Source organism: Acinetobacter sp. LipI_19 (assembly GCF_058242925.1).
The window spans coordinates 360492-374777 of the sequence record NZ_JBZAYK010000001.1 but is presented as its reverse complement, the minus strand read 5'-3'; the positions used below and the strand labels follow the sequence as shown (position 1 = coordinate 374777).

13 protein-coding genes and 2 pseudogenes are annotated in these 14286 nt (G+C 39.7%); 3 read left to right on the top strand and 12 right to left on the bottom strand.

Annotation, left to right across the window (positions count from 1 at the left end):
• Window position 1: 1 nt before the first annotated feature.
• From AC4CVF_RS01910 to AC4CVF_RS01895, 4 genes are all read right to left on the bottom strand, one after another.
• Window positions 2–775 (bottom strand): SDR family NAD(P)-dependent oxidoreductase, encoded by a 774-nt coding sequence (locus AC4CVF_RS01910; RefSeq protein WP_490788816.1) that lies wholly within the window; start codon window positions 773–775, stop codon window positions 2–4.
• Window positions 772–1452 (bottom strand): glutathione S-transferase family protein, encoded by a 681-nt coding sequence (locus tag AC4CVF_RS01905; RefSeq protein ID WP_490788815.1) that lies wholly within the window; start codon window positions 1450–1452, stop codon window positions 772–774. The genes AC4CVF_RS01910 and AC4CVF_RS01905 overlap by 4 nt, the downstream gene beginning before the upstream one ends.
• 170 nt (window positions 1453–1622) lie before the next feature.
• The gene (locus AC4CVF_RS01900) at window positions 1623–2060 is read right to left on the bottom strand and encodes a PaaI family thioesterase (RefSeq protein ID WP_419359810.1); all 438 of its coding nucleotides are present in this window, start codon (window positions 2058–2060) and stop codon (window positions 1623–1625) included.
• Between the two features lie 25 nt (window positions 2061–2085).
• Window positions 2086–2952: a metal-dependent hydrolase gene (locus tag AC4CVF_RS01895; protein WP_336951991.1), complete on the bottom strand. Its 867-nt coding sequence runs from the start codon at window positions 2950–2952 to the stop codon at window positions 2086–2088.
• 666 nt (window positions 2953–3618) lie between these two features.
• On the opposite strand from AC4CVF_RS01895, the gene AC4CVF_RS01890 reads away from it, so the two are divergent.
• A complete protein-coding gene (locus AC4CVF_RS01890) occupies window positions 3619–5847 on the top strand; it encodes a phosphocholine-specific phospholipase C (protein WP_419329008.1) in 2229 nt (742 codons plus the stop codon).
• Window positions 5848–5954: 107 nt separating this feature from the next.
• Here AC4CVF_RS01890 and AC4CVF_RS01885 read toward each other — a convergent pair whose 3' ends face one another.
• The 5 genes from AC4CVF_RS01885 to AC4CVF_RS01865 form a co-directional block, all read right to left on the bottom strand.
• Entirely contained in the window at window positions 5955–6698 is a 744-nt protein-coding gene (locus AC4CVF_RS01885) for a PqiC family protein (RefSeq protein WP_490788814.1), read from the bottom strand.
• A complete protein-coding gene (locus tag AC4CVF_RS01880) occupies window positions 6688–8355 on the bottom strand; it encodes a PqiB family protein (RefSeq protein ID WP_336951994.1) in 1668 nt (555 codons plus the stop codon). Before AC4CVF_RS01880 ends, AC4CVF_RS01885 begins: the two co-directional genes overlap by 11 nt.
• A gap of 11 nt (window positions 8356–8366) precedes the next feature.
• Window positions 8367–9173 (bottom strand): paraquat-inducible protein A, encoded by an 807-nt coding sequence (locus tag AC4CVF_RS01875; protein WP_336951995.1) that lies wholly within the window; start codon window positions 9171–9173, stop codon window positions 8367–8369.
• Entirely contained in the window at window positions 9170–9811 is a 642-nt protein-coding gene (locus tag AC4CVF_RS01870) for a paraquat-inducible protein A (RefSeq protein WP_336952138.1), read from the bottom strand. The genes AC4CVF_RS01875 and AC4CVF_RS01870 overlap by 4 nt, the downstream gene beginning before the upstream one ends.
• A gap of 240 nt (window positions 9812–10051) precedes the next feature.
• Window positions 10052–10945 (bottom strand): LysR family transcriptional regulator, encoded by an 894-nt coding sequence (locus tag AC4CVF_RS01865; protein WP_336951996.1) that lies wholly within the window; start codon window positions 10943–10945, stop codon window positions 10052–10054.
• A gap of 100 nt (window positions 10946–11045) precedes the next feature.
• Between AC4CVF_RS01865 and AC4CVF_RS01860 the strand changes: the two genes are divergently transcribed.
• Both AC4CVF_RS01860 and AC4CVF_RS01855 read left to right on the top strand, forming a co-directional pair.
• On the top strand, window positions 11046–12386 hold the full coding sequence (locus AC4CVF_RS01860; RefSeq protein ID WP_490788813.1) for an MFS transporter: 1341 nt from the start codon (window positions 11046–11048) through the stop codon (window positions 12384–12386).
• A complete protein-coding gene (locus AC4CVF_RS01855) occupies window positions 12379–12795 on the top strand; it encodes a hypothetical protein (RefSeq protein ID WP_336951998.1) in 417 nt (138 codons plus the stop codon). The genes AC4CVF_RS01860 and AC4CVF_RS01855 overlap by 8 nt, the downstream gene beginning before the upstream one ends.
• On the opposite strand, the pseudogene AC4CVF_RS01850 reads toward AC4CVF_RS01855, so the two are convergent.
• The 3 genes and pseudogenes from AC4CVF_RS01850 to AC4CVF_RS01840 all read right to left on the bottom strand — a co-directional run.
• Window positions 12770–12913: pseudogene (locus tag AC4CVF_RS01850) on the bottom strand (transposase); the annotation flags it as partial. The gene AC4CVF_RS01855 and the pseudogene AC4CVF_RS01850 overlap by 26 nt on opposite strands.
• A 53-nt stretch (window positions 12914–12966) precedes the next feature.
• A pseudogene (locus AC4CVF_RS01845) lies at window positions 12967–13899 on the bottom strand (IS5 family transposase).
• Window positions 13900–13955: 56 nt separating this feature from the next.
• A complete protein-coding gene (locus AC4CVF_RS01840; RefSeq protein ID WP_419329014.1) occupies window positions 13956–14285 on the bottom strand; it encodes a hypothetical protein in 330 nt (109 codons plus the stop codon).
• Window position 14286: the final 1 nt, after the last annotated feature.

The following is a 14286-nucleotide window of genomic DNA, read 5'->3' as shown; positions in this document are numbered from 1 at the left end:
ATTAGAATTTCTCCTGATAAGGACGTAAATCCAGTTCATGGGTCCATAAATCACGATTTTGTTGATAAAGCATCCAATAATTCTCAGCAATCGCTTCGATATTTAATCCACCTGTGCCTCGTGTTAGTCTCAGTAAGCGTCCTAAACCTAATACAGCCTTATTGACCCGATCACCATTGACCATGCCATCAACAATAATATGTGCAACATGGATATTTTGAGGCTTATATATCTGGGCGAGATGCAGTGCATAGGTGCGTAATGCGGATTTGCCCATAGTAAATGCCGCAAAAAAAGGTTTACCACGAAGAGATGCACTTGCTCCAGTAAAAATCAACGTGCCATATTGCTGTTGTTCAAAGATTTTTAAGGACTGTTGTGACACTAAAAAAGCCGATAAAAAAGTAGAACGCCACATTTGAGTAAAAAACTGAAGAGAAGTCTTTAAAAAAATTGAGGGAATATTGCCTCCTACATTATGAATAACAGCGACGAGATGCTCCTTTTGCGCATTCCTCTTTGCAAAAAAAGCCTGTACTTGTTGTTCATTTTCAGCATCCAAAGCATGTGCTACGGCATGCCCACCCTGCGCATTGATTGAATCAACTACGGCTTGCACTTTCACTAAAGTACGCCCCACAACATGTACTTTTAATTTTTCTTGAGCAAAACGGTGACAAACTGCTGCCCCAATTCCTTGTTCAGCCCCTACGCCCATAACAACCACACATGGTAGTGTTGCTATATTTTGAGATGTTGCATTCTGCTTGTTCATAGCAAGTCAATCCATTGAGCAATAGAAGGATAAGCTTTAATTTTAGTGCCCCAAATCTTACTGGTGCGGACAATCTCTAAAAGCTGCGAACCAACCGCAATATCAGCCAGTGTTTTAGCCTCGCCAACCAACCATCCTGTTTGAGCCAATACCAATTCGATACGTTCTAAATGACGAAGAAATTCTGCCTCAATATCCTGCTTGGTCATGCGACCTGTACCCTGCATTTTAAGTTGCAGGTTTAATGTTGCTTTGAGCAAAGGTTTCAACAAATATATTTCATGTTTGGGGCGACCTTTTGCACTCATTTCAACCGCATAATCTAAGGCATCAGCATCATTCACACGAAAGTGCATTTCATAGAAATATAACAACTCGTCTGACCAATCTTCCCAAAGTTCAACATAAGCCTTTTGTAAGGGATCAATAGGATATAACCGTGGTAAAGCTGGGTAAGCCTCATCTAGATAACGCGCAATACGTGTACTGTCCTGAATACGTTGACCATCAATATCTAGTACCGGAACCTTGCCTGCTTTACTGAGCATTGGCACCTTTGCACCCAGTACACCGTTATAATCCACAGTCCGATAAGCAATCCCTTTAAATTGCAACATTCTGGCAACTTTTTGGCAAAACGGTGAAATTTCCCATTGATGTAATACAACTGGATTCATTTTATATTCTCAGCTTAACTTTGGGTCGATTGACATTTGAAGAGCGACATCACAGGATCAACGCTTAATACATCACAGACCTGATTCAAAGGCGATAAATCAAAAAACCTGAATTAAAAGCCATGATCCAAAAATTCTGGTTCAAATCCATGATGCAGAAACAGAGTCTTTCAACGACGGATGATCATATTGGTTGCTGTGGCATGTGCATACAATTTTCCATCTTCATCTCGAAGATAACCTTCAGATATAACTAAATTTTTCCCCACGTTAATCACTTTTCCTTCTGCAATCAGCTTTTTATTAAACGGCATCGGCCGGCACATTTTTATCGCCAGATCTGTGGTTCCATAACCTTCACCCGCAGCTAATACTGTATGGGTGGCACAACCTGTAGCCGAATCAAGTACAGTTGCGGCAAAACCACCATGTACCCCACCCAATGGATTGCTATGACGTTCATCCGCAATTGCGATAAATACAATGCGACCGTATTCAACGTCTCCTACTTCCTCCATTCCCATAGTTTTTGCAATACCAGGCGCTGGCACCAGTCCTTTTTGGAATGCTTGCATAATTTCCAGACCCGTCATATTGAGTGGGTTCATCACTATTTCCTATTTTGATAAATATTTATTGAATAAATGTTGATTGTTCAGGGGATAAACCAATTTTTACTTTAGTTTGTGCAACAATTTCAGATTCATCGGTATCATTCGGATGAAAATCAAACTGATAATAAGAGAAAAATTGCGGTACCAGCTTACGATAGGCTTGCACTGTAAACCCAGCAAACTTAGTCCAAGACTTAAAGTTTAATAATTGTTTATCTCTCGACATCAACACCACTTGATATACATTAGAAAATAGCGTGATCAGCACAAGACTAAATGTAAAAATCGCTACGCGAGGAATGTAGGCATCTAAGCCCTTGCCATATAAATATTCATACATGTCATAAGCCACGGCCTTATGTTCAGTTTCTTCTACACTGTGCCATAACCATAAATTACGAATGGTAGTATCGGTCATTAACTCATTGACATTTTTCATCATTTCTACCACCAAAACTGCGGTGTAATGTTCTAGACCCACAGTCACCAAGAGATTCCATTTCTTAGGGAAAGTGCGCTCAATCGCTTTTAATATGATTCCTGTGACTTTTTCTAAAGATTCAGGATCTAAACCATATTGTTGTGCACTAACATGAAAAGCATGATGTTCTTTAGAGTGCATGGCTTCTTGTCCAATAAAGGCACCAATATCACGATCTAATTGTGGATTGTTTTTAATTTTTTCACGCAAAGCGCGCACTGAACGGACAAAGTACGACTCACCTTCAGGAAAAAGCGTCGATAAACCTGTGAAGTAATGGGTAAAGGTTGGTTCGTCATTACACCAATACTTGGGCATATCCTGAAATTCATAATCCATACGACGTACTGGAAATGATGCAGGTGTTTTTTGCTTTGATTTTTCTTTCACCGCTGATATAGACATGGTTCACCTCAAGAATTTATCTTAAAATAACAAGTTCTAAAAAAGAACTTGATGAGTTAAAATAATGATCCATGTTGATCTTGTCAATGATGTGAATACGTTAAAGCTTCAGGTTGTCCTTAAATGACAGACCTGTTCCTATAAAGACAATCGATCTAAGTAAAAAAACTTAAAAACTGTTTTCATCCATCACTTTTTGACCAGATGCATGATTACGCACCCCATAAAATATAAACAATAAAATTAACCACTTAAAATAAAAATACTGAATTGATATCTAGATTTCAACAACAGTTCAAATTAAAATTAAACATTCCCCTCTAACCTCTCCATCAAAACCGATTAAGCTTTTCCAATTTTATTTTCTATTTCTATCTGGATTTCTGTCTCGATTTCTAACGCTATTGCCATGTCAATGATTTGTCATAAAGGTGACACCTTGCTGTCACAAGCGCTGTCTAATGTGTGGGCATCTTTATAATGGATGAAACACATGTTAAGAAAATCAAAACAATGGCTATCGTACATTTATATTTTCCCCATTTTACTAGCACTCACAGCTTGTAATGATTCAAATGATGATAAGACCACCACACAGCCTGATGGATCTAAAAAACCATTAATGCGTTGCGCACCATAAACATAAAAATACCAAAGGGAAATATTGTGATTAATCGTCGTCAATTTTTAGCAAATACACTTAAAACAAGTTTTGGTGCTGCTGCCTTATCTACATTTCCAGCCAGCATTCAAAAAGCATTGGCTATTCCTGCAAATAATAAAACAGGAACCATTCAGGATGTCGAACATGTGGTTATCCTGATGCAGGAAAACCGTTCATTTGACCATTATTTTGGTACACTAAAAGGCGTTCGTGGTTTTGCCGACCGCTTAACCATTCCTTTGCAAAATGATCGTACTGTATGGCAACAACAACGAAGTAATGGTGCTTTATTAACACCTTTTCATTTAGATGGATCGAGTAATAATGCACAACGTGCACCCGGTACAAATCATACTTGGGTGGATAGCCAAAAAGCATGGGACAACGGCCGTATGTCAAACTGGCCCACCCATAAAACTGATTATGCAATGGGTTATTTTAAAGAGCAGGAAATCCCTTATCAGTTTGCTTTAGCCAATGCTTTTACCATTTGCGATGCGTATCACTGTTCAATGCACACGGGTACAGATGCCAATCGTTCATTTCATTTAACGGGCACCAATGGTGCAGTACCGACCAGTACTGCGTTTGTGAATAATGAATGGGATTGGATTGATGGTGATCCCAAAAACGTTGATGTCGGCTACACTTGGAAAACCTATGCTGAACGTTTAGAAGAGGCAGGTGTTAACTGGATTTGCTATCAAAATATGCCGGATGAATGGGGTGATAACATGCTCGGTGCATTCCGTACCTTTAAAAAAGCCAATATTGCCTCAGGTTACCCAGTTTCAAGTGGTGGTGCGCCGAATAGCCCATACAATAAAGCAGCGCAACCGTTACCTTATAAAGCTTATGATGCCACAACCGATAATGCTAAAAATCCACTGTATAAAGGTATCGCAAACACTCTGCCCGGCAATAAACCCGAAGAGTTTTTAGATGCTTTTAAAAATGATATCAAAACAGGCAAACTTCCCCAAGTGTCTTGGATCAATGCACCATCCATCTATTGTGAACATCCAGGTCCATCAAGCCCAGTACAAGGTTCTTGGTTTATTCAAGAAATCTTAGATGCTTTAACAGCAGTGCCAGAGGTTTGGAGTAAAACCGTTTTCTTGATCAATTTTGATGAAAATGATGGTTATTTTGACCATGTTCCGTCTCCATCAGCACCGACCTTACAAGCAGACAATACGTATGCAGGTAAATCCACACTTAGCCAAGCTGATATGCAGTATGAATATTATCTACATGATGCGCCACTAGGAAGCAACAGCCAGCCTAAAAAAGACAATGGTGTTTATGGACCGGGCCCACGAGTACCACTCTTTGTAATTTCACCGTGGAGTCGTGGTGGTGTGGTTAACTCTCAAGTGTTTGATCATACGTCCGTATTAATGTTTTTAGAACAACGCTTTGGGGTAAAAGAAACGAATATCAGCCCTTATCGTCGTGCCATTTGTGGTGATTTAACCTCAGCATTTAATTTTAAAACCCCAAATGAAGATGTTCTGCCAGAATTAACAGGTAAACAAACCCGTGAGCAAGCAGATCAACTTCGTTCAGCTCAACAAAAGCTGCCCAATGTTCCGATTCCAACCAATTTACAACTTCCAATTCAAGCCAGTGGTATTCGCCCGTCTAAAGCATTGCCTTATGAATTACACACCAGTGCACGTTGTCAAAATGATGGAACAGTTAAACTCATGTTCTCAAATACAGGGACTCAAGGCGCAGTTTTTCATGTCTATGACAAGTTAAATCTCAGCCGTGTCCCACGTCGTTACATTGTAGAAGCGGGTAAAACACTGGATGATGTTTGGAATGTGAAAAAGGATAATCAAGGTTTGTATGATCTTTGGGTAATGGGACCGAATGGTTTTCATCGCCATTTCAAAGGTGATTTAAATCGTAATCAAACCCTGCAAATCAATCCTGAAATTCGTGTGTGTTATGATATTGCCAATGGTAATGTTTATTTAGACCTGACCAATACGGGCACAAAAGATGTTGAACTGGTCATTAATCCAGTCGTCTATCGTAGTGACGCAGCGTTAAAAATCACTGTAAAAGCAGGTCAAACATCAACACGACATTGGGAACTGAAAGATACATGGCAATGGTATGATTTTGCAGTAACTTGTACTCAGGATACTAAGTTTTATCGACGCTTTGCAGGACGCGTTGAAACAGGAGCAGATTCTGTCAGTGATCCAGCGATGGTTTAATATTTAAGCAATTGTAAATATTCAATTTTTTAGATTGTTAACACTGAATCAAATTTAACAGCACCTCAGATTTTATTTAAAACTGGGGTGCTTTTTTTAGTGCTTGCTTAGGAACAGGTCACCCCTTCCATCACCACAGCTTTATTGGCTTCTGTTGCAACTACAGAAGCGGCAATCGCTTCAACCACCTTACTCAATGACTGCCGTGAAACACTGACTATATCAACAATTTTGTTGCCATCTGCACCAACTGCGTCGGTAAATGCCATTCGACAACTGAGTTGTCGGTTGGGCAACACAGCATTCTGTGTTGCTGTTGGCTGATTTAAGGGGCGGGCTGGATCATCACGTTTAATAATCCAAGCAACCGCCACCTCAATATCCCGATTCATCGCTCCCATTAACGAACGTGTGTTGGAGTGTTCGATAATATCAAACCGAGAAAAGTCGGTTGCAACACGGTATGACACTTTACCACCAGTCATACCACTACTATAACGATCTACAGCACCTAATTTCTGTTGTAAGCCTGCAGACAACCCATCACGTAACTCAGCGGCCAAAGTGGACGTCCAGCGTTCATTATCCAATACATTAGATTTACCACTGCTGTCCTGTAAGACTAAGGGTGCCCTGTTTAAACGGTCTGGCAATCCCACTGGCAGTACTTCAATTACCCGTACATTTGAACTCACCAAGGGTTTAACTGTTGGGGTCAAGGTATAGTAATTTGGAGTAGGCGAACTGGAACAGCCAATTAAACCTACAATGGCCAGTAGCAGTCCACAACCTGCTCGACTAGACTGCGGTAAATAGGACATAAAATGTGGACTATTTTTTTTATTTACCATTTTTAACCTCAGGCGTTTTCCCACGAATGAGTGATTCAGGGTGTTGTTCAATATAGTCTGCCATTAACTGTAAAGATGCGGCAGCACGTGTCATTTGCTGTAAAGCACGGCGAACATCCTGTTGCATTGGCGCGTCACTCGACAAAATAGTTTCAGTAGAGCGCATGGTTTTACGTACATCATCCAAAGTCGCTTGTAGTCCTGGTGCAACTTTACCATCTAACTGCTTCACTAATTTATCTGTTGAGCTAATCGCTGAGTTCATATTATTGAGGGTTTTACGTACATCCTGCCCAATTTCTACCAATGGGAATTTATTCAATTTATCTGCAATTTGCGATACTTGTGCTTGTAATCCCTTTAACTCGGTTGGTGTGGTTGGAACCTCAATCACACCATTTGATCGGATGATTAAGTTTGCTGGTTTTGCTTTAGGGAATAGATCAAAGGCAATATAGTTCTGCCCTGTGAGTAAATTTCCTGTACGCATTTGAGCACGCCAGCCTCTTTCGATGAAGCGTTTAAAAATTTCACCATCAGGGTCTAGCTCTTTACCGTTGGCTAAACGAGATGGATAAATCACCCCCTCAGCCCGCATACGAATCTGAGTGTAATTTGCATCAAATTCAGCATTAATTGACTGTATATTGCCAATTTCAATTCCCATAAAGTCAATCGGTGCACCTGCTGACAAACCACGTAGAGACTGATCAAAATACATAATAATGCGATGAGGATTTCCATCAGGCTCTTTCAATGCTTCAGTACGAGAATCCCATAAATTAAAACGGCTTTGATCCGAAGCAACAGCAGCATGTGAATTCTCAGGATAACCGAATGCAATCCCCCCTGCGATAATACTCACTAAAGACTGGGTATCTAGCTTAAATCCTGATGCACTTAAGCTGACATCGACACCACTGGCCTGCCAGAAACGCGCATCGGTTGTCACGAACTTATCATAAGGTGCTTGAATAAAGGTCTGTAGCTCAACACTCTTACCATCTTTGGCCAATTGATAAGCAGTAATTTGACCCACATTGATCTGACGATAATAAATAGGAGAGCCAATATCCAGTGAACCTAAATTATTGGCTTTGAGGAAAAAGATTTTCCCCGGTACATCTGATGAAATGACTGGAGGAACTTCTAAGCCAGTGAATTCATCCTGTTTTTGTTCAGCCTTACCGCCATCAACCTCAATATAAGCACCCGACAATAAGGTATCAATTCCTGAAACACCACTGGCACCAATGCGAGGACGAACCACCCAGAATCGTGAATCTTTTGCAGCAAAATTACTGGCATCCTTACGTAGTTCAATTTTGGCAATAACATGTGAATGATCATCAGCAAGATCAATTTGGCGAACAAGACCGATATCCACTTGTTTAAAGCGAACGGTTGTCTTACCTGCAACCAACCCTTCAGCGGTTCTAAAAGCAACATTAATGGTCGGACCAGTATCTAATACCGCTTTGACTGCCAACGACAGACCGATCAGCAATGCAATAAACGGAATCAGCCAGATCAACGATGGTCGCCAGCGTCCTTTATTTTTCTCAGGTTCAGGTAAAATCTGCTGCGTTTCATCTACAGCATGAGGATCCTGATGATCTGAGCTTTCGTTATTGGTTTTATTTTCAGACATACACACCCATCATTGTTTTATTGACTGGAATTAGATAAATCATGATTCAAGGGAGGATGATCCACGTGAATCACATCTGAGCCTTGCAGGGAAAGCCCGTTCTTGTTACGCGTATTCTGGGCAGCAGAATAATTATCCCAAATAATACGCGGGTCAAAACTCAGTGAAGCAAACATGGTTAAAACCACGACTGCACCAAAAGCAACCGCGCCCGGCCCAGCGAGAATAGTTGCCAGTGATTGAATCTGAATCAGGGCGGTCAATAAAGCCACCACAAAAACATCAATCATCGACCATCGACCGATAAACTCGACAATCCGATAAAGCATTGAGCAATGCTCAGGTGAAAAATGCAAACGTTTAGAAGACTGCATTTTTACTGCAATCAACAGAAAACACAGAATCAAAAGTTTTAACATGGGAATAAAGATACTGGCCATAAAAATAACAGCAGAAACCAAATAATCCCCATTCTGCCAAAAATAGATCACACCACTCATGATCGTATCTTGCTGACTACCTAACAAAGAATCTGTGACGGTCATCGGAAGTACATTGGCTGGAATATACAAAATACTAGCAGCAATCACCAAAGCAAGGGTTCTGTCTAAGCTCTTTGGTTTACGTTGATGCAGCACACTATGACATTTCAAGCAATGTGAGGCGTGTTTTGCTTCAGCCTCTGGAACCTCTTTATTGAGCGTTCCACAGCAATGACAAAGCACCAAAGACAAATCTTTGGCTCTTGGATATTGCAGCGAATTGTTACTGTCTATATTCGCTGAGTATTTTGAAAAATTAGCCTGAGACGGTTCAGTTTTCATGTAAGTCTCCTGTCGATCTCATCCCAAAGATCTTTGACTTTTACTGAGGCAATATAAACCAGTAATACACTCAGTATGGAGAATCCCCATAATGCAACGCCTGGAATCACCACAACCATTCCGACCAGTTTAACCAAGGTGACCAATACCCCAATCAAAAATACCTCAACCATTCCCCATGTTCTAAATAAAAACAAGGTACGAAATGCTGCAACTAAATAACGAGGCCGAACTTTAAAGAAATGAACTGATGAAAGGACATAGAACAGCAGTAACAAATCCAATAGAGGCACCACGAAAGTCGTGATAAGAATCAGCACACCTACGGGCCCTTGCCCGGCATGAAACATCGCCCATGCAGCACCCAGTAGGGTTGTCTGGGAATCATTACCCTGCAATTCCACCTTAACAATCGGAAAACTATTGGCAATCACAAATACGATCAGCGCTGTTGTGACCATTGCCAATAAAACACTAAATGGCTTGCTTTGCCGATAAAGCTCAGCACCACAACAGAGACAATAAGCACGTTCACCTTGGGTCAGCTGAATTCGATGATAGAGCGTGTCACATTCCTCACAGGCAACCAGCGTTTGCGGTGCAATATCACCTTTTTGAATCAATGCTTGCTGATTCATGGGCACAGAAACTGGCGGATAGGAGGACGGCTCACGCATAGAACATCAACACCATTTTATAGATTCTTTTTAGACCGAAGCTCATCTTGCTATATTTTACTGAGATGTATACAGATGAGTTGTGATATTTTTTGATGATATCCTGTTGGTTTTATATAAACAATTGATCTGGCTAAATCTAGTCGAACAATTGACCATGCATTTTATCTATTCTCAATATCAACATATATTTTGACATGATTAAATACACAGTCGTTGCACCAAAAAATCGATAAAGACACGAGTTTTTGCAGGCAAGGTTCCCGTATTCGGATAAAGCAATTGGACGTTTTGTACAGGTAAATCAAAATCAGCTAACACCCGAGTTAAACGATTTTGCTGAATATCTTCATCGACCAACCAAGCTGGAGATATCGCAACACCCAATGAAGCAAGTGTCATCTGATGTATCGCTTCTGCCGAATTAGATTCATACTGACTTCTAACAAAAGGCAATGTATGTTTTTCACCTTGATCATTTTGTAAAACATATTGCGCATCCTGCCAATTCAATAAACGATGACCAATCCAAGGAACATGTGCTAAATCAGCAATACTATTGATCGGATAACGTTTTAAAAATTCAGGGCTGGCAACTAAATAAATCGGATATTCAGCAATTTTTCGTGTCCGCATGGATGAGTCTTTTAAGTTTCCTAACCGAATGACCAAATCTAATTTTTCAGTGACCAAATCATCTAAAGAGGAATTAAAAGAATATTGTAGTTGTAATTGAGGATATTGGTGGCAAAACTCCCCCAGCAAAGGCAAGATGAATTTCCGCCCAAATTCATTGGTCGATGAAAAACGTAATATCCCTGTGATACTTGTGGCTAAGTTTTGACTGCGCTCAAAAGCTTCTTCGATTTGCAATTGAATGTGTTTGAAATCCTCATAAAAGCTTTTGCCTATTTCAGTCAGTGCGATATTACGCGTATTACGTATTAGCAAACTTACATTTAAATGCTGTTCTAAATGCTTGATATCAATACTCACCATCGATCGACTTAAACCCAAAATCTCTGCTGCCTTGGTAAATGATCCTGAATCAACCACTTGCAGAAAACTTATAATCTGTTTTAGGTTTTTTTGCATAATCACACTGATTGTTTGAAATTATTAAACAATGATTTTACTTCGCATGCATCGACAATAAAAGGACTGAATCGTACCCTCCTGCATCTTGGAGGTCGCTATGTCATATCGCTATAAAATAGCAACAGTGTTTTTACTTGGGTTCTTTATTGATTGCATCAATATTTTCATGTCTGCAATTGCCTTACCTGATATAGCAACAGCTTTCTCAGTCAGCCCATCGATGGTTGCATGGGTAAGCAATGCTTATATTTTAGGTTTGGTTTTAATCATGCCCATGAGCTTATGGTTAGCAAGCGTATTGGGTGATCGGAAATTGCTGTGTTATTCAATGCTGCTCTTTTCCGTCAGCGTTTGGTTGATTGGCATGAGTGAATCAATCCATAGTTTAATTTTATGGAGATTTGTTCAGGGTGTGGCTGGCGGATTATTAATCCCTGTCGGTCAAGCATTGGTATTTGCACTGTTTCCAAACCATGAACGGCAACGTATCTCCACAATGATCATGGCAATTGCATTAATTGCACCAGCCTTTTCACCAACGATTGGCGGCATAATTATTGATGCTTTATCTTGGCGTTGGGTGTTTTTTGCCAATATTCCCTTTACCATGATCACTGCTTTTTTAGCGTGGCGATGGATCAAAGAAAATAAAGCTAAAACGTCTGGGAAACCTGACTTTTTAGGACTATTTATGGTCAATGTCAGCCTGTTGTGTTTGTTACTCTCTTTCTCATTATTTAACGATTACCATAGTGTTGTACTCGCGATCAGTAGCTTTCTACTTTCCGTCACAATGCTTCTGATTTACCTCAAATACGCGAAAGGATCTGCTCATCCGATTCTTAACTTGCAATTGCTAAAAAATTATAATTTACGCAATGCATTTATCGTTTATTACGCAGTACCCGGTATTTTCACTGGTGTGAATTTACTGAGTATCTTTAATTTACAACGTAACCTTGGGTTTAATGCAAAACAGACTGGCTTATTTATGCTGCTCTATGCAGTGGGTGCATTGGTATCGATGACCAGTGGTGGGCTTCTCTATCGTCATCTCGGTAAAAAGCAGCTTTTTATAATCGGTATTACACTACATAGTTTAGGAATTTCACTGCTGTTCTGGGTTTCAAATGCCAATGATTTAAGCATCTTGATTGTTGCTTATCTACTGATGGGAATGGGGGGTGGTCTAAGTGCCAATACTGCCCAAATCAGTGCCCTCATCGATTTTAACGGCCAAGACTTATTACAAGGCAGTGTGCTGTGGAACATTAATCGACAAGTCGCTTTTAGTTTAGGTACAGTTGCCCTTATTTCAATCTTTAGTCTGTTGCCTGCTGCAAATGACTTAATACGTTATCAGCATACTTTTTTGATTGCAGCTGTGCTGTGCCTTTTATCATTAATTTCCATTTTTAAGGAGAAAACCCATGTCTAATCCTATGGACAATGCATTACAACATGTCATCGATTTACATATTTTGATTGAAAACGTATTTACAGGTCAAAATGCAAAAGAAAGCCTAAATCAACTCTTAGCCAGTTTTGACCCAAATTTTAAAATGATTACGCCGCAAGGCAATGTCATTGGTTTACCCGAAATAAATGCCTTGTTTAGTCAAAATATAGGGAATAAACCTGCATTAAAAATTAAAATTTTAAATACTCGCGCGTTATTTGAAGCAGACAACCACTGCTGGATTCAATATCAAGAACATCAACAAAGCCATGAACCTGATACATTACGGATATCGACGGCTTGTATCAAAGTTGAGTCAGGTCAATGTTATTGGGTTTATCTACATGAAACATTGGTCAATCTTCACCTAGAAATTTCAAGCCAGTAGAATTTACGAGTAGATGCAGTCCATCGCTACTTTCTTGATAGCTAATCGCAATATCAATATGTTTTTGTCTTCTAAAAAGCGTTTTGTAGTCTGGCGCTGTCCAATCTAATATGCAAAGGGCTTTGTTGCACAAAGATTTATAATTTGAAGCATCCCCCAACTCACTCAAATTTAAGTTACAACTCGGGTATGAGGACGACCTAACTCTGTAAATCTATTAAGTACGGCCACACGTGCATGAATCTCATTGACTTGGCTTTGAAAGTTTCTTGAATGTAGTCGATCGCCTAATAATTTGATGCAATGCATCTTGGTTTCGACCAAACTCCGCTGATGATAGCCTGACCATTTTTTCCATAGTGTCCTACCTAAAAGTTTAACTGTTTGAAGTAATTCATTTCGCTATTGCGAATGAACTTTTTTATCTTTCCAAGGTTTAGCATTTTTTCTGGGTAGGATTACTGCATGAGCTTGCCGATCGGAAATCACTTCTCGACATTGTTTCGTATCATAAGCTCCATCAGTATAAACGGAATCGATTGGTTCATCTGGTGGAATCTGATTAAGTAAATCACCGAGTACCTGAGAATCACTGACGTTGTTTTTAGTGAGCTGAACTGCACGTATTTGCAGGGTTTCAGCATCGATACCAATATGTAATTTACGCCATTGTCGATGATATCCAGGCTGATGTTTCTTACGTTTCCACTCACCTTCACCCAAAAACTTTAGCCCAGTGGAGTCGACTAATAGATGAAGTCCATCATTACTTTTCTGATAGTGAATTGCGATATCAACATGTTTTTGGCGACGGCACAGCGTAGAATAATCGGGCACTGTCCAGTTTAATCCTGATAATTTAATTAAACTTCGAATAAAACCCTTGACCATGCGTAACGTGAGTCTGAACAGAGATTTAATCATTAAGCAACATTGTATCGCTGCATCTGAATAGGTTGGAGTACGCCCTTGTTTGCCATTTTCCTTAGCATACCACTGGGTATTTGGATCAAACCAAATGGTGAGATCACCACGATTAATTAGAGCTTGGTTGTACGAGGACCAATTGATAGTACGATAGATTTTCGGGATAGGCTTCTTCATTCGAAAATTATATTGCTAAAGAAGCCTTTAAGAACAGGTTTGTGCAACAAAGCCCTTCAAGCTCTCGGAAATGGATGGTCTTTCAAATAATTTTCTACTTCAACTACCTCAAGTCCTTTAACTCCACTATCAAGCCATTTATCAAAATAATCGATATACCATTGATATACTTTCCCATCTTCATCAAATACTACTTGATCAGTATGACCAAACTTTTTTAAAAAACGAACATGATGGATTGACATCAAATGAAGCTCAATATCTGATTTTGTAATGGGTAGATTTACTGGATTATCAAGGCAGTAATTTGAATCTCCACTCATTAGTTCCAAAAGATCATCATATCGCTTTAATTCAATCATTTTATTTACAAATTCTTTTAACATA